Origin of the sequence: Bartonella sp. OC68QHHN, from assembly GCF_042193875.1 — a bacterium.
In the GTDB taxonomy this organism is placed as follows: domain Bacteria; phylum Pseudomonadota; class Alphaproteobacteria; order Rhizobiales; family Rhizobiaceae; genus Bartonella; species Bartonella grahamii_A.
In genome coordinates this window covers 1-24,581 of record NZ_JBHIME010000002.1, presented here as the reverse complement: position 1 = coordinate 24,581, position 24,581 = coordinate 1, and the positions used below count along the sequence as shown (strand labels likewise).

The 24,581-nt window shown below is 37.4% G+C and carries 21 protein-coding genes, 1 tRNA gene and 4 pseudogenes; 10 read left to right on the top strand and 16 right to left on the bottom strand.

Annotated features, from left to right (window positions below; genetic code table 11):
• The 5 genes and pseudogenes from ACFIJ0_RS00140 to ACFIJ0_RS00120 all read left to right on the top strand — a co-directional run.
• Positions 1-277 (top strand): hypothetical protein (locus ACFIJ0_RS00140; RefSeq protein WP_375644225.1); only part of this gene is annotated, 277 nt, incomplete at its 5' end.
• Positions 278-345: 68 nt separating this feature from the next.
• Positions 346-1,824: pseudogene (locus tag ACFIJ0_RS00135) on the top strand (filamentous hemagglutinin); the annotation flags it as partial.
• The gene (locus ACFIJ0_RS00130) at positions 1,821-2,222 is read left to right on the top strand and encodes a hypothetical protein (RefSeq protein ID WP_375644223.1); all 402 of its coding nucleotides are present in this window, start codon (positions 1,821-1,823) and stop codon (positions 2,220-2,222) included. The pseudogene ACFIJ0_RS00135 and the gene ACFIJ0_RS00130, both read left to right, overlap by 4 nt.
• Positions 2,210-2,383, top strand: coding sequence for a hypothetical protein (locus tag ACFIJ0_RS00125; RefSeq protein ID WP_375645229.1), 174 nt, complete (start codon positions 2,210-2,212; stop codon positions 2,381-2,383). Before ACFIJ0_RS00130 ends, ACFIJ0_RS00125 begins: the two co-directional genes overlap by 13 nt.
• Positions 2,384-2,403: 20 nt before the next feature.
• Positions 2,404-2,664: pseudogene (locus tag ACFIJ0_RS00120) on the top strand (hypothetical protein); the annotation flags it as partial.
• A 239-nt stretch (positions 2,665-2,903) separates the two neighbouring features.
• Here ACFIJ0_RS00120 and ACFIJ0_RS00115 read toward each other — a convergent pair.
• From ACFIJ0_RS00115 to rpmH, 8 genes and pseudogenes are all read right to left on the bottom strand, one after another.
• Positions 2,904-2,988: transfer RNA gene (locus ACFIJ0_RS00115), tRNA-Leu, on the bottom strand.
• Positions 2,989-3,102: 114 nt separating this feature from the next.
• On the bottom strand, positions 3,103-3,723 hold the full coding sequence (locus tag ACFIJ0_RS00110) for a 2,3-bisphosphoglycerate-dependent phosphoglycerate mutase (protein ID WP_375623831.1): 621 nt from the start codon (positions 3,721-3,723) through the stop codon (positions 3,103-3,105).
• Positions 3,724-3,751: 28 nt separating this feature from the next.
• A complete protein-coding gene (dapB, locus tag ACFIJ0_RS00105; RefSeq protein WP_375623829.1) occupies positions 3,752-4,564 on the bottom strand; it encodes a 4-hydroxy-tetrahydrodipicolinate reductase in 813 nt (270 codons plus the stop codon).
• 1,245 nt (positions 4,565-5,809) lie between these two features.
• Positions 5,810-6,503, bottom strand: a pseudogene (locus ACFIJ0_RS00100) (glutathione S-transferase family protein).
• Between the two features lie 138 nt (positions 6,504-6,641).
• A complete protein-coding gene (gene yihA / locus ACFIJ0_RS00095; protein WP_375623827.1) occupies positions 6,642-7,286 on the bottom strand; it encodes a ribosome biogenesis GTP-binding protein YihA/YsxC in 645 nt (214 codons plus the stop codon).
• Complete coding sequence (gene yidC, locus ACFIJ0_RS00090; protein ID WP_375623825.1) at positions 7,283-9,121, bottom strand: membrane protein insertase YidC; 1,839 nt, start codon at positions 9,119-9,121, stop codon at positions 7,283-7,285. The genes yihA and yidC overlap by 4 nt, the downstream gene beginning before the upstream one ends.
• Entirely contained in the window at positions 9,111-9,503 is a 393-nt protein-coding gene (gene rnpA / locus ACFIJ0_RS00085; RefSeq protein WP_375623823.1) for a ribonuclease P protein component, read from the bottom strand. Before rnpA ends, yidC begins: the two co-directional genes overlap by 11 nt.
• A gap of 117 nt (positions 9,504-9,620) precedes the next feature.
• On the bottom strand, positions 9,621-9,755 hold the full coding sequence (gene rpmH / locus ACFIJ0_RS00080; protein ID WP_005864709.1) for a 50S ribosomal protein L34: 135 nt from the start codon (positions 9,753-9,755) through the stop codon (positions 9,621-9,623).
• 588 nt (positions 9,756-10,343) lie between these two features.
• Between rpmH and ACFIJ0_RS00075 the strand changes: the two genes are divergently transcribed.
• Positions 10,344-11,405 carry an Mrp/NBP35 family ATP-binding protein gene (locus tag ACFIJ0_RS00075; protein ID WP_375623821.1) on the top strand — a complete coding sequence of 354 codons (1,062 nt, stop codon included), beginning with the start codon at positions 10,344-10,346 and terminating at the stop codon, positions 11,403-11,405.
• Positions 11,406-11,799: 394 nt separating this feature from the next.
• Here ACFIJ0_RS00075 and ACFIJ0_RS00070 read toward each other — a convergent pair whose 3' ends face one another.
• The 7 genes from ACFIJ0_RS00070 to ACFIJ0_RS00040 form a co-directional block, all read right to left on the bottom strand.
• A complete protein-coding gene (locus ACFIJ0_RS00070; protein ID WP_375623820.1) occupies positions 11,800-12,591 on the bottom strand; it encodes a pyrroline-5-carboxylate reductase in 792 nt (263 codons plus the stop codon).
• Between the two features lie 55 nt (positions 12,592-12,646).
• On the bottom strand, positions 12,647-12,892 hold the full coding sequence (locus ACFIJ0_RS00065) for a hypothetical protein (RefSeq protein WP_375623818.1): 246 nt from the start codon (positions 12,890-12,892) through the stop codon (positions 12,647-12,649).
• Positions 12,893-12,995: 103 nt separating this feature from the next.
• Positions 12,996-13,364, bottom strand: a complete 369-nt coding sequence (locus ACFIJ0_RS00060; RefSeq protein ID WP_375623833.1) for a YraN family protein — start codon at positions 13,362-13,364, stop codon at positions 12,996-12,998.
• A gap of 4 nt (positions 13,365-13,368) precedes the next feature.
• Positions 13,369-14,256 (bottom strand): 16S rRNA (cytidine(1402)-2'-O)-methyltransferase, encoded by an 888-nt coding sequence (gene rsmI, locus ACFIJ0_RS00055; protein WP_375623816.1) that lies wholly within the window; start codon positions 14,254-14,256, stop codon positions 13,369-13,371.
• 2,019 nt (positions 14,257-16,275) lie between these two features.
• Positions 16,276-17,940: a 4Fe-4S dicluster domain-containing protein gene (locus ACFIJ0_RS00050; RefSeq protein WP_375623814.1), complete on the bottom strand. Its 1,665-nt coding sequence runs from the start codon at positions 17,938-17,940 to the stop codon at positions 16,276-16,278.
• Between the two features lie 3 nt (positions 17,941-17,943).
• Positions 17,944-18,864, bottom strand: coding sequence for an electron transfer flavoprotein subunit alpha/FixB family protein (locus ACFIJ0_RS00045; protein ID WP_375623812.1), 921 nt, complete (start codon positions 18,862-18,864; stop codon positions 17,944-17,946).
• A 51-nt stretch (positions 18,865-18,915) separates the two neighbouring features.
• The gene (locus tag ACFIJ0_RS00040; RefSeq protein WP_273788094.1) at positions 18,916-19,662 is read right to left on the bottom strand and encodes an electron transfer flavoprotein subunit beta/FixA family protein; all 747 of its coding nucleotides are present in this window, start codon (positions 19,660-19,662) and stop codon (positions 18,916-18,918) included.
• A gap of 514 nt (positions 19,663-20,176) precedes the next feature.
• On the opposite strand from ACFIJ0_RS00040, the gene ACFIJ0_RS00035 reads away from it, so the two are divergent.
• The 3 genes from ACFIJ0_RS00035 to ACFIJ0_RS00025 all read left to right on the top strand — a co-directional run bounded on the left by ACFIJ0_RS00035 (position 20,177) and on the right by ACFIJ0_RS00025 (position 22,906).
• Positions 20,177-20,995, top strand: coding sequence for a hypothetical protein (locus ACFIJ0_RS00035; RefSeq protein WP_375623810.1), 819 nt, complete (start codon positions 20,177-20,179; stop codon positions 20,993-20,995).
• Positions 20,996-21,173: 178 nt separating this feature from the next.
• A complete protein-coding gene (locus ACFIJ0_RS00030; protein WP_375623808.1) occupies positions 21,174-22,094 on the top strand; it encodes a sulfite exporter TauE/SafE family protein in 921 nt (306 codons plus the stop codon).
• Between the two features lie 2 nt (positions 22,095-22,096).
• A complete protein-coding gene (locus tag ACFIJ0_RS00025) occupies positions 22,097-22,906 on the top strand; it encodes a TIGR02186 family protein (RefSeq protein ID WP_375644220.1) in 810 nt (269 codons plus the stop codon).
• Between the two features lie 21 nt (positions 22,907-22,927).
• On the opposite strand, the gene ACFIJ0_RS00020 is transcribed toward ACFIJ0_RS00025, so the two are convergent.
• Positions 22,928-23,209 (bottom strand): DUF6460 domain-containing protein, encoded by a 282-nt coding sequence (locus ACFIJ0_RS00020; RefSeq protein WP_375623804.1) that lies wholly within the window; start codon positions 23,207-23,209, stop codon positions 22,928-22,930.
• Positions 23,210-24,308: 1,099 nt separating this feature from the next.
• On the opposite strand from ACFIJ0_RS00020, the pseudogene ACFIJ0_RS00015 reads away from it, so the two are divergent.
• Positions 24,309-24,581 (top strand): annotated as a pseudogene (locus ACFIJ0_RS00015) (ABC transporter substrate-binding protein); the annotation flags it as partial.

Sequence of the window (24,581 nt, the reverse complement as noted above, 5' to 3'; positions counted from 1 at the left end):
GGTAGGAAAAGCTTTGTTAGAATGTGGTATGCCAACGCCTTATGATGTTGATCCAGAAAGTGAAAATATAAGCATTAATGCTAAAGCAACAACTTATGCCTGCATGCTCCAAGCAGGATTCCACTATAAAGGGAGAGGTAATTGGTGTTATACTTTTAAAGAGAAAAACTTGCCCATATGTCGTCCTGGCGCTGTCATACCACAGCGCAGTGTCAAGAAGCGCTTAAACAGCCCGTTTTGTAAAAAATATAAAAATAGTCGCAAATGCCAACCTTAAGTGTTGCTATTTGTGATGACCAACAATCCGCCATCCTTGCCTTTGCTTGGAATGGCGGGATTGTTTTTTCCAGCAAGCAAAACTCTGTTTCTACTGGGTTTGGTGCTGGACAAACGGGTGGTGGGGGCTCCATGAGCGCCTCTTTCCAAAAGAATAAATCTTCTAGCGATTATCATAGTGTCGTGGAACAATCAGGCATTAAAGCCGGTGATGGTGGTTTTGATATCAACGTCAAAGATAAAACAACTCTAACCGGAGGCATTATTGAAAGCACCGCGCCGGCAGATAAAAACAGCCTGACCACAAGAAGCATTAGCACCAGTGACATCACCAACAGTGCGCATGCGCAAGCTAGCAGTCATGGGATCAGCATTTCTGCGGGTGGTCCGATGTATCAGGGCAAATATGGTGTCGGGAAAAACATTGCTAAAAATCTCTTAGATCATTCAAAAGCTAAAGATTCAGAGAAAGGATACACCAAATCCGCTATCAGCAATGGCACCATCGTCTTGACTGATGAAGCAGGGCAGAAGGCATTGACAGGGCAAGATGTTGAGCAAGCCATAGCCTCGCTTAATCGTGATACTGCTACCGCCCATCAGGGTGTACAACAGCTCGATGTAGGTAAGCTGGAACAAATCGTCCATGAAAACCGTGAGATGGCAACCCAACTCTTAGAAGAAGGGTTTAAAGTGAGCGATGACTCCTATAGAACCATGTTTATCAAAGAGCACCCCATTGCCGTGGTCGACCGTGATGAAAAGGGCAATACAATCTATAAAACAGATGAAAATGGGGTACCTATAAGAGATGCTCGTGGACAAAAAATACCTCACTTTCATTATTTAACGAATGAAGAAAAGCAGCATTTACAAGAAGGTGCTGATGGCAAAGTGCATGTGTCCTTTAATGGCATTTTTACACCACTCTATGAGGCAGCTGTTTATGCAGAGCAACATGCGGAGAATAAAAATGAACCGCTTTATTTTGTTGTGTTCCCAGAAGCCGATTCTGCTATCTCAGAACTTCTGGTCGCGGGCTATCAGAAGTTTATGGAAAATAACTTTTGGGGTTTAACCAATTCAACACAAGAAGCAAAAGATTTGATGTATAGCTATGGTCTTACAGGATTAGAACTTTATGGACATAGCCGTGGGACAATGACATTGGGGAATATGCTGAATTCTTTCAAACAAGAAGGTGTTCACGGTATAGCCAACGAAAACACGACTATCAATTTCTATGGACCAGCCTTTAATGCTTTATTTGCATCCGGTCTGTTAGGTTATGTGAGTGATAGCAAACAAACCACTATTGGCTTTGATGGGCATAGATATGATTTTGTAAGCAGAATTATTGGTGGCAATGGCTATACTTATGAGACAATACCTGCTGGTAGTAGCAGGTGGAAAGAAACATGGAATATGTTCTCAGATCCAAACAGTGTCCACACTTGTCTTGGACATGCGAATGATAAATGCCAAAGGTTTTATGGCACATCTCATTTAGAACAAGTTCCTTCAATTAAATCATGGAGTAAAAAATGAAACAAAGCTTAAAATTATTGAGTATAATAGTTCTGTTCAGTATCGCTGGATGTCAGTTTAATAAAACTCCCACATCTTCTATAGGAGTATGGGAGAAGCCGGGTGCAGATTTTACTGAGATAGGAAAAGCCTTGTTAGAATGTGGCATGCCAACCCCTTATGATAAGGATCCAGAAAATCAAAAGTTAAGCTACAATGCATGGGCAACTATTGATGCCTGTATGCTCCAATCAGGATTCCGCTATAAAGATAAAGGGGGGACTTGGTGCGAGAATCATAAAGCCGAAAATCTTCCGATTTGTCGTCCTGGCGCTGTCATACCACAGCGAAGTGTCAAGAAGCGCTTAAACAGCCCGTTTTGTAAAAAATATAAAAATAGTCGCAAATGCCAACCTTAAGTGTTGCTATTTGTGATGACCAACAATCCGCCATCCTTGCCTTCGCTTGGAATGGCGCGATTGTTTTCTCAATCCATCATCTCAATTTAGTCCTAACCTGTCTTGAACACAGTATGAACAGAAAATATCAACAGGCTTCTGAGCTGTTTTATCGTAAATAAATCCATTGAAAGAGGGGAAAATGAAGAAAATCTTAAAACTATTGAGTTGCATGGCTCTGTTAAGTATCGCTGGATGTATTAACCAACCTCCTCCATCAACTTTAGCATTATGGGAAAAACCAGGTGTCGATAAAGCGATGATCCAACAATCCTTATCAAAATGTGGCTGGAAACCGGTTTATGCTTCTTCTAGTGATATGAATTCGTATGCGAGTGAATTTGCCTCAGTTTATGAGTGCATGAAAAAAGCAGGTTTCCGGTATAAATTGCAAGATTCAAAAGCATCATAATAAAGCCCTCTACTTCGTTGCAACGTAAAACTGTTGTTGCGTTTATGAGACTTTTAGATGGCTTACATCAAGAAGCGTTAGCAGACTTTCAAAGAAACATTAGAAACATTGTGCGAAGCGTGCTTTATAGAGAAATGTTAGAAAATCCTATTCCCTAACTTTTATCTACGCATCCCTCATTTAAAAAAACATATGGAAAATCAATAAATTATTTTGGATAAAAAAGAGTATGGTGCCCAAAAGAGGACTCGAACCTCCACGCCTTGCGGCACAGGTACCTGAAACCTGCGCGTCTACCAATTCCGCCATCTGGGCTCATAAAATTCATCTAAGCGTATGAAGCAATTCTGTCAATAAAATTATAGAATTTATTTTTTCAGCTTAAAACGATTGAATTAAATTTTTGGGGGACATCATGATTTTAGAAGTTTAAGGTGTGAGGACTGTCTTTGATAAAATTGTTGAATCCGGATTAAATGTGTAAATAATAGGAATGCCGGTTGCTAATTCTTGAGATATAATTTCCTCACTGGAGAGACCTTCAAGCGCCATAATAAGAGCACGAAGAGAGTTTCCATGCGCTGCGATCAAAACAGTTTGGGAGCGCAAAATATGAGGCTGGATATGGTAAAGATAATAAGGCCAAATGCGCGCACCGGTGTCGCGTAGGCTTTCTCCATTCGGGGGCGCAATCGTATAGGATCGGCGCCACATTTGCACTTGCTCTTGCCCCCATTGTTGGCGCACTTCATCTTTATTTAAACCAGAAAGATCACCATAATTACGTTCATTTAATGCGGGATTTTTTATCACTTCTAAATCTGATTGTCCCATTTGCTCTAAAATGTGCTGAGCCGTTTTTTGAGCACGCTGTAAGGCAGATGTATAAGCGGTATCAAACTTCACACCATATGCTTTCAGTTTTTTTCCTGCTGCTATCGCTTCTGCATGACCTTTTTCTGTTAAATCGGGATCTTTCCAACCGGTAAAAAGGTTTTTGAGATTCCATTCACTTTGTCCATGACGAATTAGTATAAGTATGCGCCCCATTATGAATTGCCTCTATTCTATTGATTGTTTAAAATTCATCATTCAATCCCAAAACATCGAGCATTGAATAAAGACCATTTTCATGATTTTTTGCCCATAAAGCTGCTTTTAATGCGCCATTGGCAAAGATAGAGCGTTCTTGCGCTATATGTGAAAGAACAATGCGCTCATGGGAACCGGCAAAAATGATACTGTGTTCTCCGACAACTGTTCCACCACGTGAACAAGAAAAGCCAATGGAGCCTTTTTTGCGTTTACCTATATGACCATTGCGTTCGTTGACACGCACATTTTTAAGCATAACATTGCGCCCTTCAGCTGCTGCTTGGCCAAGAAGAAGGGCTGTTCCAGAAGGGGCATCAACTTTGTTAGCGTGATGCATTTCATAAACTTCAATATCAAAATCATCGGCTTCTAATGCTTTAGCGGTTTTCTTTACAAGGTTGGCTAAAAGATTTATTCCAAGGCTCATATTTCCGGATTTGACAATTGTTGTATATTTCGCAAAATCTGCAATTTTTTCTTCTTCTGTTTTGCTAAATCCTGTAGTGCCAATAATATGAACAAGGCCTTTTTGAGCAGCGTAGTTAGCATAAAGAATACTGGCTTCTGGTTGTGAAAAATCTAAAATACCTTCTGTGTTAGAAAAGGCATTTCCGGGATCGTCAGTGATGCCAATTCCAAGAGAATCTGAACCAATTAAAGCACTGGCATCTTTTCCTACAAACGGTGAGCCTTTGCGTACAAGAACAGCACAAAGCTCTACATCTTTCCTCTGCTGGATTGCTGTAATGAGTTCCCGTCCCATTCTCCCATTTGCACCAACAACTGTAAGGCGCATTCTTATCTCCTTATGATACTTCACTGTGCAGTATAAACAAATTTTTTCCTTCTTTCCAATGGTTCTTTTTCTTTATAGGAAAAAGTTTTTCCTGCTTTAATTTATCCTGTTGTCTGTAAAACACTGTTGTTTAGAGCAAGTGATTAAGATCTATACAAATTTAAATAGAGATGTTTTTCGTTAGAGTGTGTGATGAATTCCTAAGTAAGGTTTGCTTATGAAGCCTAATAGAGATTGTGTATTACTTTACGCTTTTATTTCTTTCGTTCTTTAAGGAAGGGAGCGTTCTTCATGCAAAAAAAGATCTCCCAAACAAAATACACCTATGTTGTCAATTCATGCGCTTATCTTAAAGAAATATTTCTCAATACTTCTAAACTTATTTTATGATAGTGCTCGTGAGTGGTATCACGAGAGAATATCCATGAATAATATAACATCTATTCTGCTCCACTATCTTTATGCTTCATAAAAGAGAAAATCAGCACTATCATACGTTTTATTAGCTTTTAATGTTTTAACAATCCTTAGCACTTAGGCATTTTCATTCTTTTCTTTAATATTTTTTCACGCACCAATTCCATTTGTAACGCATAAGAAAGCGCTTTTGATTGTTTTAAATATGCTGAAGGTAATAAAAAAGGTATTTGAAATTGATGATTCAAGTTTAAAAAAACGATTATTTATCATTGTATATCAATATGTTATTCATCAATAAAATCACGTAAAAGGGGGGGGCAAGGGACTAACAAGAAGTTGAATTGTTTACACACGAGAATTGGTTGGATTCTTCATCTTGTAAGAAAGTCAGTTGAAAAACTGTTATGTTGTAAAAACGCATAATGAGGCTTTGTTTATTATAGAGCAAATAGTATATATGTTATGTAATGCGTTTTTTCATATATTGGGAAGAATGGAGGGTAACATGCGTTAAGTATTGTTATTTTATTTGCGTAGCTTTCAATGGTACTACAGCTCTTGTATTTAAAGAGAGTCTTTAAAATCCTTTCTTAAATACTTTTTATCCCTTGCTAATCTTTTTTGTGACACGACGAGAAAGTGATTTTTTAATGCATTATAAGAGGAGGTGAAATAAGAAAATATTATGGTGGGGTCTTATTCTCTGTTTAATATGATTGTAAATCAATGTATTATTATATTGTTTATACGCATGCATAAAAATTCATAAATCTATAAATATTCTTTAGATAAAATATCGCTTTTACTTTTGTTTGTGAGAGAAGGTTAGAAATCAAGATCTGCATAGTGAGCACTTGCAACAATTCCTCGGACGCGATCTGTTAAAAGAGAACGAAAAGAAGGGCGTGATTTAATTCTCATATACCAGTCTTTGGCAGCAGGAGATTGTTCCCAGTCAATTTCCCCTAGAAAGTCAAGTACAGAAATAGAGGCTGCTGCTGCTAAGTCTGCATAGGACAAGGCAGAACCGACTAAGCTATCGCGAGAGGCACAGAGCCAATTGAGATAGTTCATATGTGGTAAAATATTGGCGCGTGCATTGCGTAAAATTTGTGAATTAGGAGCCCCCCCCCCCAATGGCAAGTGGCATTTCGCGTTTGTGGATTCGTTCTCGTACGATATGGCGCGTTGCTTCATTTTCGAATTTATTTAAGAACCAGTCATTGAGACGGCGTACTTCTGCACGATCTAAAGGATTTTCCGGAAAGAGCTTATTTTCTTGTCGTAAACTTCCATGTGTTTCGTCTAAATATTCGCAGATAACAAGAGGTCCTGATAATGGAACCTCGTGTTCATCGAGAAAAACAGGAACATGACCAGCGGGATTGAGGGCTAGAAATTCGTGTCTTCGTGCCCATTCATATTCTTCAATCAGTTGAGTGGTTACACCATATTCCCCAAGAATGAGGCGTATGAAGCGCGAGGCAGCGGATAGGGGAGAGTGAAAAAGTGTCAGCATAATTTACACTATCAAATAGAGTTGATGAGAATTCTTTCAAGTAATCATTTTTATAAAGATGCTTGACTAGAAGTACAAGATCATTAGCAGCTGCTAGCAATTATAATTAATAAATTATTAATAATAGGAATTGTTCTTTTATGTAATGGTTTGCAAAATGGCAGCACGTAATTCTTCTAAACCGAGAGCTTTTTCTGAAGAGGTTACAAGAAGCTCAGGATAAGCTGCCGGACGTCTGAGAAATTTTGTTTGTGTGCTCATAATTAATTTTTCTAAGGCATTTGATTTGATTTTATCACTCTTTGTCAAAACAATTTGATAAGAAACGGCTGCTTTATCAAGGAGAGCAAGAACATCTTCATCATTATTTTTGATTCCGTGCCGTGAATCAATTAAGATATATACACGTTTTAACGTTGTGCGCCCCCGTAAATAGCTAAAAATCAAATTTGTCCACGCATCAACAAGATTTTTAGGAGCAGCAGCGAAACCATAACCAGGCATATCTACTAATGCTAGAGGGGGAAGCTCTCCTAGTTGCTTACTGAAGCCATCAGGGACAAAATAATTAAGCTCTTGAGTCCGTCCTGGAGTATTTGAGGTACGTGCTAAGCTTTTTTGTTGGACGAGTGCGTTAATTAAAGATGATTTTCCAACATTGGAACGTCCCGCAAATGCAATTTCTGGTGGTCCTTCAGGGGGAAGAAAGCGTATCGCTGGTACACCACGAATAAAAATCCAATTGTGAGAAAAAATTCCAGAAAGGGAAGAATCTCTTTTCATTCATGCACTTCTTTTTTGGGTGATTTTCTCCACATGGCTTTCAGATTATCAAAAAGCTCAATTTTAACTCCTTGGCGCTTCATCATGATACCTTGCTGAATGATTGATAATATATTGTTCCATGCCCAATAAATGACGAGACCAACAGGGAAAGAGGCGAGCATAAAAGTAAAGACAACAGGCATCCATGTGAATATCATCGCTTGGGTTTGGTCTTGAGGAGCGGGATTCATACGCATTTGTAAAAACATCGTTATTCCCATAATCAAAGGCCATGCACCAACCATAAGAAATGTTGGCGTTGGATATGGAAAGAGACCAAACAAATTAAAAAGAGAAGTTGGATCGGGTGCCGCTAAATCTTTAATCCAGCCAAAGAAAGGGGCATGGCGCATTTCAATGGTGATATAGAGAACTTTATAAAGAGCAAAGAATATTGGGAATTGAATCAGCATTGGCCAACAACCTGCAAGGGGATTAATTTTTTCGGTTTTATATAGTTCTATTATTGCTTGTTGTTGTTTAGTTCGGTCATCGGGATATTTTTCTTTTATTTCTAGCAACCGCGGTTGTAAAAGCTTCATGCGTGCCATAGATTTATAAGATTTATTGGCTAGAGGGAAAAGAAGAGTTTTTAAGAGCACTGTAACAAGAAGGATGGCGATACCAAAATTCCCTGTTTGTTTATAAAGAATATCAATGAGAGAAAACATTGGTTTGGTTATGAAATCAAACCAGCCCCAATCAATTAGAAGAGCAAACTTTTTGATTTTTAGGTCATTTTGATAGTTATTAATAATTTCAACTTGTTTTGCACCAGCAAAAAGACGATTTGTAATAGTTTTTGTTTCATTTGGGGCGATCATTAAAAGCGATCCTAGCAAGTCAGACTGATAATGTGTTTGCAAACGATCAAAATAAATAAAACGGCTTGTATATTCTTTATTTTGCGGGGGAATAACTGCTACAGCCCAATATTTATCGGTAATACCAATCCAACCTCCTGTTACTTTGGAAAAAGTTATGCTCTTTTGCCCATTATCAGGATTTGGGTCAAGCTCTGCTAAGGTTTTATATTTTTCAGTTTTAAGTGAATCTCCTGCAATACCTATCATACCTTCATGAAGTAAATAGGTTGCATTTGTATGTTCTGGTGGTGCTGCACGTGCAACGCGGGCATAGGATGAGAGATATATTGGTTGATCACTTTCATTGCTGATAGAATCCTCAATGGTAAACATGAAGTGATCATCAACAGAAAGGATACGCCGGAAGATTTGTCCCTGTCCATTATTATAAATTAAAGTGATGGGTGTTGAAGGGGTCAGGATTGTATTGTTTCCCTCTATTTGCCATTGTGTATCCGATTGTGGCAAGGCTTTTGCTGGCAAAGATGCGCTTGCAAAACCAAATTCAGCAAGGTAGGTCGTTTTGAAACCTTTAGGATTCAGCAAATCAATTTCTGGTGATTTTTTATCAACTGTTAAACGATATTTTTTGAGGTGAAGATCATCAAATTGTGCACCAACAAGATTAATAGAGCCTTCCAGTTCATTGGTTTTGATCGCAATACGCTCTGTTTTGGCCAATACAGCTTTCCGGATTTCAGGTGTCATTGGTTGTTCGATAATAGATGTTGCTTGATGCGTTGAGGTATCGTCAGAAAAATTCGTCGTGGTAGTAGAAAGGGCTGATTGCTGTTTTGACAATTGCTGTGTGATGACTTGTTGTTTTTGTAACTTTGCTTGTTTGGGAGCAACATGAAGAAATTGCCATGCGATGAGCACTACGAAAGATAAGCCAATAGCGATAAAGAAATTGCGGTTATATTCCATCCGTACACCCTTGTTGTTGTTGCTGATGTTTTATTTTTGGTTTTATTCGCCGATTTAATTCACTAATCAAGGATGTAAAAGGCGCATGTAACGCATCGCGATACGCTACAATGACATAGTCTGTTCCTGCTTCCATGTGGTTTGTTACACCAACTCTTACGGCTTCACGCAAGCGCCTTTTGATACGATTACGTTTCACAGCATTACCGTTTTTACGGGTAACAGTGAAGCCTACACGTGCAACAAGAGAATCTTTTCTTTCTGTTATTTGTTCACGAGATTTAACTTCGAGCAAAAATAAAGGACCACGTCGTTTTTCTCCTGTACGGACAGCCAAAAAGTCTGCTCTTTTGCGAATACGGCAGGGATGTTTTTTCTTCATAAAAGAACATTTCGCAATTTCACTAAATGCCTGCAAGCAGGCATTAGAGGTTCATAACAAAAGCTTCACAACGAAGAAATGGAGAGCAATCCTCAACGGTTGTGAAAATTTAAATGGTTAAGCAGAGAGCCGCTTACGTCCACGAGCACGTCTTGCAGCAATAACTTTACGTCCTCCAGCTGTAGCCATGCGTGCACGAAACCCATGGCGGCGTTTACGGACAAGTTTAGAGGGTTGGTAAGTACGTTTCATTTATTTAAATACCGCGGAGTGCGGCCCTTCTTAATCTTCGTTTTATGGTAGTTATGCGCGAGAGGAACAATTTTATCCTATCATACGGCTGTTAACCCATAAGGAAAAATATAAAGAAAGTCAATCTTAGATTGTTTTTCTCTCTCTGTGAAAGAATACAAAACACCTTATAACTTGTCTGTGAACTTTTTTGCGATACTGTAAGAGTGTCAGAAAATAACGATTGAGTCTACAGAAGATACATGATTAGGGCGTTAAAGAATTAAAGAAAGTGTGACTGATTAATGTATGCTCAATTTAAATATCCTTTAATATTAAGAGTTTTTTTTAGTTTTTGTTTTTACAAAATTTTATCAAAACATTCATTAAAGTGGTTGTAGCACAAACATGATTGATAGGATTTTATAGCAGATTTTATGTTTGAGTTTTTTTATTTCAAGGATGGTTTCATCTTTTTAAAGAGATAAGATATAAGTAATTTATACTTTATAATTTTGAGTAAAGTAGAAAATTATCAGGTGATAAACCTGTAAGTATTTTTCGTTCTTATGCTTGTATTTGCTGGTATTTTTATAGAGAGGAAAGAACGTGGATCCTATTACAAGTGAGGCTGTCCGCAATGTATTACGTAAAATCAAAGGACCAGATCTTGAAAGCGATATTGTGTCGTTGGGGCTTCTTTCAGAAATATTGATTGCTGATGGTAAGGTTTTCTTTTCCATTACAGTTCCTGATGGAGGTGTGCAAGAATGGGAATCATTGCGTTGTTCTGCTGAAAAGGTGGTATGTGCTTTGAAGGGAGTGGAATCTGTTGTTGTCACACTTACCGCAGAAAAAACAACAAAGGCAGCACCTAGACGGAGAGCAAATCTCTTACCTATCAAAATGCCCATAGAAGGTGTGCGGCATGTGATTGCTGTTGCTTCTGGAAAAGGAGGGGTCGGAAAATCTACGATGGCAATAAATATCGCCTTAGCTTTACAAGATTCTGGTTTCAAGACGGGGTTAATGGATGCTGATATTTATGGTCCATCTTTGCCACGTTTGACAGGACTTGTTAATCAAAAACCACAGCTCATTGGAGAAAAAAAGATTCAACCTCTTGAAAAGTTCGGACTTAAATTGATGTCGATGGGATTTTTGGTTGAGGAAGAAAAGCCGGTAGTATGGCGTGGTCCTATGGTTATGGCAGCTGTAACGCAATTGTTACGAGATGTTGTATGGGGACCTCTGGATGTTTTAGTCGTTGATATGCCGCCTGGGACAGGGGATGCACAATTAACGCTTGCCCAACAGGTACAATTAACAGGTGCGTTGGTTGTCTCTACGCCCCAAGATCTTGCTTTAGTGGATGCGCGTAAAGCAATAGAAATGTTCATGAAAGTCAATGTTCCTATTTTAGGAATCATTGAGAATATGAGTTATTTTATCGCTCCGGATACGGGAAAACGCTATGATATTTTTGGCTATGGTGGTGCACGGGCAGAAGCGGAACGTCGAGAAGTCCCTTTTTTAGCGGAAATACCGCTTGATGCATCTTTACGATTTTCGTCAGATGAGGGGATCCCTATTTTTGTTGCTAAGCCTAGTAAAGAGCATACTAAACTGTATCGTAAAATTGTTGATCAAATAAAAAATCAACTCTTTTGAATAGATGTTTGTTTAAGAGAGTTTATTAAAACACAATCATGGAAGACATAAAAATAGTTGCTTCTTTGTAAGAGGAAGTTTTAATATGTGAGTGGAGTATATAGGTTAAATAAACAAAAAATTATTCATGTGTTTGGATAACTTGAAGGGGAAAAAAATTGAAGAGATAGATTCATCAGGTAGAAAAAAATTGGTATTGAGGCTAAAAGAAGGAGATAGAAAATAAAAATAATTTAGAAAAATTATAAAAGGTTGTAAAAAATATTTTAAAAATCAATTATTTTTATAAAATCGTATCTTTTTCAGATGTAAAAAAACATTTTTCGATATGAGTTTTTCTGATATAAATCTTCAACATTTAGCTCTTTCTTATTGAGATGGTAAAAAATGTTGGTCAAGTCTTTTTAGAAGCATTCATTTTTTGCAAAGTAGCCTCAAGAGCCGCTGTTAAAGCATTCCTTCCCCCTTGATGAGAAAAGTAATTTGACAAAAATTCATTTGTTCCACCCTTTGTTGAAAACTCTTTTTCAAGTAGTGCAAAATCGAGAAATGCAGAACCATTCGTTGCTATAATTTTATGCATTTCATCCGTAAGATTTCCAAACATCATGGTAAGGAATTCTGCTGATTGCTGTTTTTTTAACCCCTGTGTTATAAACCATTGATGGGCTGTTTCTATAAAATTAAAATATACTCCCATCAGAGAACCAGCTGTCATAAAAAGATTAAACTTCTCTTCCTTATCCAGCACCAATGTGCCCCCCATTGCATCAAATAAAGTGCGTAAAAAGGGATGATCAGGATAGATTGGTGTCAAATTTTTGCATTCTGCAACAAAAGGTAATGGAAGAGCACGATAAACTTTATGATTAATCCACTCTTCTATTTCTACTGCTTTTGCCATAGCAAGTACGGAAATAACCAGCTGTTCTGGACGAAAACGAAGAGAACGCAAAACGCTTTCTGCAATTTGGTTGGGCAAGCAAAGAAAAACACAATCACTAACATCAAGCAACGCTTGGTTATTTTCAGCAATCATAACTTTATCATAAGTGTTTGAAAGGCGCTCTGCTGTTTGTGCATTGCGAGGTGAAACAATAATGGAAGAAACATCAAAGGTGCTTGACATGAGTCCATTCACCATTGAAGCACTGATTGTACCTGTCCCCAAAAAGCCAATTTTCATTTCTATTTCTCAGTTTTATATTTTAAAAGGAATCTCAATCAGCATCTCAGGTGTTTTAACTAACATAAACGCTAATTGAAGAAGCAACACATAACATAGCAAGAATAATCAAGCCCAAATAGATTTTGGGCTTGTCAAAGAGAACGGCAAAAGCAGAAAACCAACCAACAATAGCTGCGGCTAATGCAAATAAAAAACCTGGTTTATTCATAAGCACAATATGCATTGCCATTAAACCACCAATAATCAGCGCTCCAAAAACAATGAGTAAACCTGTTGCAAACTTTTCATAATCATCCATATTTCACTCCTTATAGCGCTCAAACAGTTACACACTTTTTAACGCATATGCACATAAAAACGAAATGTTTTTTATTGAGCATGGTTAAAATGGGGTCTGCCTCTTATTGATCAGATGTAAAAAATGCAGGGATATGCTGTGGCCAACGCCAAGGTAAAATTGCAATCAAATCAAAGCGTACAGACAAAAGGGCATAATCTTTTTGCCGTGCGAGCCAAATATCGGCTGCCGCCTCAATTCGCTTTTCATTCATTCGGGAAACCGCTTCCATTGCTTCAGCCAACGTTGAACGCGCTTTAACTTCAACAATTAACACAAGATTTCCGCGTCGTGCAATTAAATCAATTTCTCCACATTTTGTTTTAAAACGCATTTCGGCAATGTTAAACCCTTTGCAACGTAGCCACCAAGCTGCCAATTTTTCTGCACGAATCCCTCGATAAAAAGACTTTTGTCTGCGTTTTTTTTGTATCATCTTACGCATTTTTTAAAAAAATTAATCGCTGAAAAAGTTCCTGCTTTTTAAAACCGGTCTTTTTTGCAACCAAAGCTGCTGCTTGAGCAGCAGGATGTGTCCGTGCGCGTTCTAATAGCATTTCATCAATTTCTTGATCACTTATCACATTTAAAGAAGAAGATGATTCTCCAACAAGCAGAACAATTTCCCCACGAATATGTGCTTGTTTTCTGTAATTTTCCAACAAATTCCCCAAATTGGAAACATCTACTGTTTCAAACTTCTTTGTTAATTCACGACAAATGGCAGCAGGTCGATCAGCCGAAAAAAGAGTAACCATATCCTCTAAAGTTTTAACAAGACGATGCGGTGATTCATAAAAAATCAAAGTTGCTGGAATCTCTTTTAATTGTTCCAACCGTTTTCGGCGCTGTAGCTTGCGTGCACTCAAAAAACCTGCAAAAAAAAAGCTATCAGTAGGAAGCCCTGTCGGTATAAGAGCGGCTAAAAGAGCGGAAGCTCCAGGAATAGGAATAATTTTATGACCAGCTTTACGGGCCTCTTCCACCAATCGAAATCCGGGATCAGAAATAAGTGGTGTTCCTGCATCTGAAACAAGCGCTACTGTTTTGTTTTCTGCTAAAGCTGCTAAGAGCTTCGGACCCGCTTTTTGCGCATTATATTCATGATAGAGAAAAGTTTTTTTTTGAATACCGTAACGTTCCAACAAAACACGCGTTAACCGCGTATCCTCACACGCTAAAATATCAATTCCCGCAAGCACTTGCAAAGCACGAAGCGTAATATCTGCAAGATTTCCGATAGGCGTTGCCACAAGATAAAGCCCTGATTCTATGACGGGTGCAGCATAAGCATGCGCACCTATAAAATATGCTTTTTCACACATGCTCTTTTCTTTTCATCAAATTTCCCTCACCATAAGATTTTTATCCATACTCATAAGCCATTTTGGCTCTTTTTTTTATCATTATAAAGGCTTACCTTACTCGAATAATCGATTACACTACAATAAGATAATCTCATATTTAACGTTTTAATCTAAAATGATTATCTATTTTGATCCGCGTTATCTTTTCCAGTAAAACAAATTCCAAATGTAACCAATATTCTATCAGCCCCATGATTTTCTATAAAATTTTTCCTTCGAGAACCAAAAAACAATTTTACCCATGCCATCATCTCACGCTTGGCTGTGCTCTTTTAAAAGCTAAGCTTTTTAGATTATTTCAATAACGTCGATCTTTCAAATATTCTATTGATATCCAAACTGTTTTTCTAAGCAAATGTAAACACCCCTTTTGAAACACAAACAGCTAACTGTATTGTTATTGATCAAATATAAGCTCTTATCAGTAAAATATTTCATTTTGTCATATCTCTATAGCTTTAACAGTATAATGAGCACCTTAGAACCGTTTGAGGCTAATTTTTATCTTAAACTTTTGATTTATAATGGAGAGTTTATTATTTTGCTTATTGATTAGGAGCTTTAAATATCGTAAAATTATCTTAGTTCTTCTTATAGTCAATTAATCAAAATCATTTTCGTGCATCTTGAAACCTTCTCAAAGCAAAGATTATCGTATCATTGGGGCTTGCAGAGAAAATGACGCTTTTAGCTTGTACTTTTTATTTCGTAAATATGGAATGTTCACAGGAGTACGTTATACCTTTTTTGGATAGTGTTGCAAAATAATTGTTCGATATGTGTTGAGAGTTATCTCTTAAAAATAAGCTCATGACTGAACAACACAAGTTTGCTTTAATTTTGGATACCTTATTTTTTCTGAAGGATATGCTCCCATAAAAAAACGTAAGTAATAAAAGCGGGGACAATACGTTATCTCTTCTTTTTAGAGGATATTGTGATGCTTTTGAAAGTTTTAAAACCGAATGGACAGATGATAGTAAAGAGAAAAATAGTTTTTTTCCTTTCAGATTTCATATTCTTGCTAAATGAAGCTGTATTTTCGTTTCAGAGATTACTCAAATAGAATATGCAATATTTTTGCTCTAGCTACAAAAGCTGGAACGGCGTGCAGAGCTTTCATTCACCTTAACCTTTCTTTTAAATATACCACTTGTGTTCAATTTGGATGTTGATTTACAAGCAATAGCGAAAGCACAAGCTTTATAAAAAAACAACTCTATAAAACGCGTCATAGAGTGGTCATGAAAGCTATTTTGTTTTTTATCAGGTGTTTTGCTAATAGCGATAATCTCCATGGCTTGGCATCTGCTTATTCTTACGGTATTTGTACACATTCATTACAGTATATTGGTAAAGGTTAGATGCAAGGCGATTATCCTTGATGCAAAAATAAAAGGTTAATGTGAGATTAAAGATTTTTTCGTGTCATTATCAGTAGAAACATTATAAAGGGCTTGAACAAGCATGCTCTTTATCTCACAATGTTTTTTCTACATTCATTCGTGGTTTTTCTTGAGTGAGCATTACTTGGCAAGTGTAGGAGAAAAAATAAACTTGAATTGTACCTCCGTAGGTTTTGCTCTTGGCTAGTTAAAACGATTGATGTTTCTTATGAGAGGGCTAAAAGCATTTTGGATCATATGGGAGAGGGGGTAAAGTAGAACAGGCTTATTTTCCTTCAGGTTTTCGAGAACCGCGGCTGTTCCTTTATCGCAGAATTGTCATGAATATATTCATTATTGTTTTGTCATTTAAATAAAAAAAATTTTGATAAAAATATGTTATGTTTTTCTATTGAAAAAAGTCATGCGGTAGGGAGAGTATTTTATATAAGAATAGAGTTCTTTTTACATTGTGAAAGAACGTATGTAGGAAGGTGATTGATAGGTTTGTGATCTGAGGGAAATATTTTTATTCATTGTGTTTTGTATATTTCAATTTTAGAAGAATGAACAATGATTATACATTGGGGCATTACATATTGAGATAGAAGGGCCCTTCATTGCCTTGCGGACAGGTCCAAGTGATATTTTGGTTCGGATCTTTGATATCGCATGTTTTACAATGTATGCAATTTGAAGCATTGATAATATAAGTCAGACGATCATTATACTCTAGCCACTCGTAGACAGCGGCGGGGCAATAGTGTGCGGAAGGTGCTCCATAGATTGCATATTCGGAGTTTTTTTGTTTTCTTAATGAGGCTATTTTTAAATGGCAAGGTTGATTTTCTTCATGGTGCGTATTGGAAAGGGCAACACTTGAAAGGCGATCAAAGGTTATAACACCATCTGGTTTTGGGTAAGCAATGGGTTGAAATTTTTCTGCTGGTTCAAGATATGCATAATCTTCCTTTCTGTGGGGGAGTGTTTTAAATAAGGAAAACCCGAACAGCTGTTGCCACCACATATCAAAACCGGCAAGTTTAATTCCATATTTTGTTCCATATTTTGCCCAGAGCGGTTTGGCATTTCTCACTTTATAAAGATCTTTGCCAATGGGACCTTTTCGCCATTGTTCTTCGATTTCTTTGACCTCATCATGGGCACGTCCTTGCGCGAGAGCGGTAACGATTTTATCGGCAGCTAATATGCCAGATAAGATGGCATTGTGTGACCCTTTAATACGAGGAACATTGACAAAGCCAGCAGAGCAGCCAATAAGTGCTCCACCAGGAAAGGTTAGTTTTGGTACAGATTGCCAACCTCCTTCGCTGATAACACGTGCACCATAGGAAAGACGTTTTGCACCTTTGAAGATTTCATAAAGTTTTGGATGTGTTTTAAAACGTTGAAATTCTTCAAAAGGAGAAAGATAAGGATTGTTGTAATCTAAGTGCACAACAAAACCGACAGAAATGACATTGTTTTCTTGGTGATAAAGAAAGCCACCACCACCGGTATTATTCTCTAAGGGCCAACCAGTGAAATGTTGCACTAAACCACATTGGTGTTTATGGGGATCAATTTCCCAGAGTTCTTTGAGGCCAAGACCAAATTTTTGTGGTTCACGATTTTTGCTAAGATTGAAATGTTGTATCAGTTGTTTTGCAATTGAGCCGCGTGCTCCTTCCGCAATCAGAGTATATTTTGCCAATAAAGCCATACCAGGCATGTAATTTTTTCCAGGGGTTCCATCTTTGTTAAGCCCCATATCACCGGTGAGAACACCAATGATAGCTCCGTTATCTTTTTGGATGATGGGCTCTGTTGCTGCAAAACCAGGATAGATTTCAACACCCAACGCTTCAGCTTTTTTGCTTAGCCAGCGGCAGACGCTCCCAAGCGAAACGATATAACATCCGTTATTTGATAAGATTCTGGGATGCAAAATATTGGGCAATAGTGTCGCTTTTTGAGGCTTTAGAAAAAAAAATTGGTCCTGGGTGACAGGGGTTGTGAAGGGATGGTCGTTGTCATTTCTCCATTCTGGTAAGAGTGTATCGATACCAATGGGGTCAACAACTGCGCCCGAGAGAATATGTGCACCAACTTCGGTCCCTTTTTCAACAATTGTGACAGAAAGCTCAGGATTAATTTGTTTAAAACGAATTGCGGCAGAAAGCCCTGCAGGTCCTGCTCCGACAATGACTATATCAAACTCTATACTTTCACGTTGGTCATGCAGAGGTGCTTTCATGGCTTATAAAGCTTTCTCTAATTCTGGAATAATTTGGTGGAGATCACCTACAAGGGTGTAATCGGCAATTTGCATGATGGGAGCTTCTTCATCTTTATTAATGGCAACAATAATTTGTGCATCCATTATACCGGCTAAATGCTGGATTGCACCGGAAATACCAACGGCGATATAGAGTTCAGGGGCAACGACTTTTCCTGTTTGTCCAATTTGCCAGTCATTGGGAGCATAGCCTGCATCAACTGCTGCGCGGCTGGCACCTAAAGCGGCATCTAATTTGTTTGCAAGGGGAAGAAGAAGTGCCATAAATTGTTCTTGAGAACCAAGACCACGCCCGCCTGATATAATAACACGTGCAGAGGTAAGATCAGGACGATCACTTTTGTTGGTTTCTGCTTTTACGAAAGAGGAAAGATTTGGATTGGGAGCTGGTGTTACTATTTTAATGGGAGCAGAATTATTTTGAGAAGGCGTTGGTGTGAAAGAAGCTGTGCGAACTGTTATAATTTTTTTATGATCATTGGTGCGTATGGTTTCAAGTACATTGCCTGCATAGATGGGGCGTTTGAAGGTATCGGGTGAAAGAACGGCGGTAATATCTGAAATTTGCATAAGATCAAGAAGGGCTGCTACGCGTGGCATCACATTTTTCCCAGTGCTGCTGGATGCAGCCATGATCACATCATAATCATTTGCTAAGGTGAGAATTGTGTCTGCCATAGGCTCGGCAAGTTGATGGGCTAAATAGTCTGCTTTTGCAATAAGAACTTGCCGCACATCATTAAGTTTAGCACTATTTTCTGCTATCGTTTGAATTTTTTCTCCGCAAACCAGAATATCGATATCATTACTGAGTGCGCGTGCAGCGGTGAGCGCTTTTGCTGTTTCTTCTGTATTATGATCAGCCAATAAAAGAATTGCCATAAGTTTTTGCCCTTTTATGTGAGTGTTGCTTTTACTCTAGTGGTGAGAATATTAAATGCAGTTCTTTTGTTTTAGTGCACTGACAAGCTCTACTACATTCGCCACTTTAATACCGGATTGACGAGGTTTTGGCTCTTCAACGCTTAAAATTGTTAAGCGTGCTTCCGTATCGATGCCAAGATCAGCAAGAGATTTTTGTTCAATGATTTTCTTTTTTGCTTTCATGATATTGGGGAGAGAGGTGTAACGCGGTTCATTGAGCCGTAGATCGGCGGTCATAACCATGGGAAGGGGAAGACAAAGGGTTTGTGTTCCATTATCAACTTCACGAGTAACAGTAGCATGCCCATTTTCTATGTTAAGATGTGAGGCAAAAGTTGCCTGTCCCCAACCAAGAAGAGCAGCGAGCATTTGTCCTGTTTGGTTGCTATCGTCATCAATTGCTTGTTTCCCTAAAAAGACCATATCGGGTTTTTCTTCATCAACAATAGCTTTGAGAACCTTAGCAATTGCTAAAGGTTCAAGTGTTTGATCCGTTGTGACAAGAAGTGCGCGATCAGCTCCCATTGCAAGTCCTGTTCGTAGAGTTTCTTGAGCTGCTTCTGGGCCAATTGAAACAAGAAGAACTTCTGAAATTTTACCGGATTCTTTCTGGCGAATGGCCTCCTCTACGGCTATCTCATCAAAAGGATTCATAGACATTTTTACGTGAGACAGATCAACGCCTGTACTATCCGGTTTGACGCGTATCTTGATGTTATAATCAACAACACGTTTGACAGCGACAATTATCTTCATAATGATCCTCTTTGTTTGTATAATCACAAGTTTATAGCAATACTCATAAGAAACCAAATTGTTTAGAATGAAGTCTCATTTATAACTTGTGTTCTCTTTCATATAAGCTTTTTTTACATTTATTTGTACGTTCTCGTCGTCATTTTCAATCTTCATATTTTTGCATTGTCATAATTGGTCTTATTTGCTTGAATAAAAAGTAAAAAAACAATCTCTCTTATGAGAATATTCTTTTTTAGTTTCTTATGCTTTGTCTATGATGGAGCAATAGATTCTTTATGCAATGAAAAATTAAGTGAAAAAGATAAAAATGGGGGAATGATTTTGCTCTTCAAATCTTGAAGACAGAAAATTAAAGATCTTTCTTTCAAATATTTTGGATAAAGATTGGGGAAAAATATTTCTAACAAAAAAGTTTTTGGGAGTTCTTAAAGCTCTATTTACTAAAATAGAGCACACTTTCTTATCATTTGTTGCGATTCTTTTCAAAAAAGTTAATGAGGGGTAGGCGTTTGTGAATACGAAGGGTCATACGAGCGATCAGGCGACCAATCAGGTTAGGAACGGTAAATTCTTTCCTTTTGTTGAACAGAAAGAGACAATGGATACTTCTGTAGAAGTAACGATGTCGGATATTGCTCAAAAGTTACGCACCGTTTATGCGCAAATGCAAATGAAGCCTTCACCCCGTTCTTTGATGCAGCAGAGTTTTGTAGAAGAGCATTTTAAATCTTACTTAGATGATATTAGTCGGGCTATTTTGGCTGAACATTATATACGTCGTCAAAGAGAAAAAAAGCTTTTTGAGTCTTTAGAGCAGATTAAAACAATTGTTCAAAGTTTGCAGAGTGAAAAAAAAAGCTTAGAAGAAGCAGCGGTCACACGACGGGTGTCGCGTTCAAAATCACCTGATTCTGTTGTACAAAAACTTGCTCATATGGAATGTAAGGGAAATCAAGAACGTTTATTCCTTCAAAAGGTGCAAAATTTTTCAAAACAAAACGGTATAATTCCACTCCAAACAAATGTTGAAAATACGTTGCAGCAAGAAAATGGAAGCTCTTTTCCCAGTGATGCTCTGAAATCTTCTTTTAAAAAGGATGAGGGAGTAGTGAAGCGTGCTGTGATAGAAGAAAAGGGTATGATGGGTGTTCAGGCATCTAATCATTGCATTGAGAATGATTTTTCTTCTTTAAAGGCGCAGTCTCGGGAACATGTCTCGTTTTTATCTTATTTGGTAAAAAAAAGTGTTCTCTGTTTTTTAACCGTTGTATTTGTGGTGTCGATAACGTTATGTCTTTATAGCTTTTTAAAAGGGGCTTGTTTTTTTTAATTTTTATGATGTTGATGTTAATAGATGTGAAATGTATTGCGCATTCGTGTTTGTGCGAAAGCTATAGCAACTAAAATTATCTTTTTAAACACGCAATAGAGATTATTGGAAAAGAGGATAATTGGAGAAGGATTCTCTAATTGTTAAAAAAACTCAAATTATCTTGAAGGTTCTGTAAGTGAGTATTTATTTACCAATTGCTGAAATGTCACTCAATATGCTGATCTTGATTGGTATGGGAGTCGTTGCTGGTTTTTTTTCAGGCCTTTTTGGAATCGGTGGTGGGTTTCTCATTACACCGTTATTGATTTTTTATAATGTTTCTCCTGCTATTGCTGTTGGAACAGGTGCTAACCAGATGATTGCGTCATCTGTAACAGGAGCAATTACACATTTTAGAAGACGTACGCTCGATATTAAACTTGGTATTCTTTTGGCGATTGGAGGAGGGGTTGGTTCTTTAATCGGGATTCAGGTTTTCTCTTTTTTGAAAAAGTTAGGTCAATTAGACTTAATGATTTCGCTTCTTTATGTGATTCTTCTTGGAAGTGTAGGAAGCTTGATGATCGTTGAAAGTTGGTATGATATGATGCGCAAGCGTAAGGCAGGAAAAGCCAATATTCGTCTTGCTGGTCGACATAACTGGATTCATCGCTTACCTTTAAAAATGCGTTTTCGGACATCTATGATATATGTTAGCATCATTCCAGTTTTAGTGATCGGTCTCGTTGTGGGGTTGTTGTCTTCTATTATGGGAATTGGTGGGGGATTCTTTATGATACCAGCATTGATTTATCTTCTGCGTGTTCCAACCAGTGTGGTGATTGGGACTTCACTTTTTCAGATTACATTTGTGTCTTCTTTCACAACAGTTTTGCAAAGTATGACTAATCAGTCCGTTGATATTGTCTTGGCTTTTTTGTTAATGCTTGGAGGAAGTATTGGTGCGCAATATGGAATAAGAGCTGGACGAAAATTAAAGGCTGAACAATTGCGTATGGCACTTGCATTTTTAGTGTTGATTGTATGTATGCGTCTTGCTTTTCAATTATTTATACGCCCTGATAATCTTTTCTCTTTGGATATTCTTATGAGATAAAAATGGGTAGATTATTTTCTTTATGCATCATTGCAGGTTGCTTTTATTTTATTTCTTTTTCTACATGGTCACATGTTGGGACGCCGGCTACATTCATTAACCAAGTTGATCACGAAACTGTCCAAATTATCGTAACAACGAATACGATTACTGTGGATGCAAATTTTGCTGGTCGTGATCTTTATATTGCTGGTGTTTTGGAAAATATTGATCCGTTATATTCTCGACAGAACCGTTATGATATTGTTGTAAGCTTGGAGGGACTAGATCGGATAATGGTGATGCGAGAAAAAAAACGCAATGCCGGTGTATGGGTTAATACAGATTCTCTTATTTTTAAAAAGGTTCCTCTTTTTTACTCTATGGTCACAACACGTGAAATTGGCGATATTACGAGCATTGAAGACTATAAACGCTTGGGGTTAGGATTACTCTATTTGCCATTGCAGACGGATGAACAAGATCATAAAAAAATACAAATCTTTCGCAATGAACTTATAAACTTGCAAAAAGCTAAAAGCCTTTATTATGAGGAAGTAGGTGGTGTTCGTTTTGGTTCAGACACGCTTTTCACAGCACATTTTCGTTTGCCAGCAAATGTTCCTGTTGGACATTATAAAGTTCGTGCTTATCTTTTTCGTGATGGACAGTTTATTGATAGTGCGACAACGACTCTTGAAATTGTTAAAGCACATATCGCTTATACAATTTTTTATGCAGCGCACAAGTATCCTTTTTTATATGGTATTGTTGCAGTGATTGTTGCTATTACTACAGGATTTTTATGTCGTTTGATTTTTCGAAAAGATTAGCGCAAGGAAATGTTAAGGCGCTTATTTTTTATGAAAAATTCGTAAGATAAGAAAAATAGGCACAACAATAATAGCTCCCGTCATAGTTATATGGAAGAAATTTGTAAGTGTTATAAATCCTGCTTCCCATAGTGATTGAAAAAAATCTACTATTTTTTGTATGAGGTTTTGAGGTGTCCATCCCAAAAAATTCATTACGATGCCAATGAAGAATGAAAGGATAAGCAATTTTAGACTAACACGGCTTAATGTTCCTCCAAGAAAAGCATGAGAAGAATACAACAATTTTTTCTTTCGGTTCATTTTAATATGCTTTCAAAGATCGTGTTTTTATTATATTATCATAGTACAGCGATGTTATTATCATAAAATAAAAACATTTTTTTATTTTTTCTTACTTTTTTGAGTTCACTACCTTAGTACTGGTGTAATAACAGTGCTGTTTTTTGAAATATACGCTTGTTTTATTGCATTTTCGCGATATTTTTATGGCGCTTCTTTCATTAAATGAAGGGATATCCTTTTGTTTCTGAGAATTTGTAGAGAAATTTATAACGTTGCGATATGTCGCGTCAGGGTGAGAGTTTTTGTTCGTTGAAGATTTTGCAACCGACTTATTGTTGTTGTGTATAGAAATAATATTTCAAGACAGTTTACTTAAAAAAAGACTATCTATTCTGATAAGGGTGTGTTTATATAGGCATTATATTTAGGTATTTCAACCTTAGTGCATTGAAAAGATCTTTTTTTCTGAAAAAATGCAAGCAATGAATTGAGTGTTGTTAAAGGAGCAAAGGTATTTAAAATACGATATTGAAAAAAGTTTTGTTATGTACGGGTACGTGAGGGAATGTCAGAGGTTTGTGGTGCCCATGCTCCTTTTATTTGGAAATAAGATATAATTAGAAGCCGTTATTTAGTGGGGAATTATGGAAAAATTCAAAATTCCTTTTGCAGAAGGGATAGAGGTGGTTGATGTTGGTCGATGGGCAAATTTTTCTGTTTTGTTGAAATATCAAATTATTATGAAAGCTCTTTGTTCTTAAGGTTTTTTGAGCTAACAGGGGAGAGTCCTTTAATGGCATAAAAACGCTAGAGTAAATGAAGAGGAAAATTTGTCCGACAAGAGAGAAAAAATCTTTGTCGTATAGCTTTCAATGGTAGATGTTGTAATATTATCAATAGATTTGTGATGGGTTATGTCATTCATCATATATTAGATTATTTTTCGGTGCATATTGGTGGTTGTTTATAACTATGGCAGGAGGAGTGGTTGGTAAGTGTTGTTGTTTGAAAGTTTTAATACTTTATCTCTCAGAGCCGATGGTTCGTCTAATTTTATTATTTTGCGCATTCTTGTTGCGTGGGGAATTTATACAATAAACTTTAAAAGGAAAAGTCTATGAACTTAAAAAGAAAAATATTGAAAAGTAGCGGATCTCTTGTTTCTGCTCTTATGGCACTGGGGGTAGTTGTACAACAGGTTCCAGCAAAAACACCGACTAATACTCTTGTGATGGCTTGGAATCTTGATGCAATCAGTACGTTTGATCCTGCGCAGCTCACTGATGTTTATGGAAGTGAAATTGTTCGCAATGTTTGTGATAACTTGGTCAGTACTGCGACAGATGATCCTGCTAAAATGGTTCCCGCTTTAGCAACGCATTGGGATGTT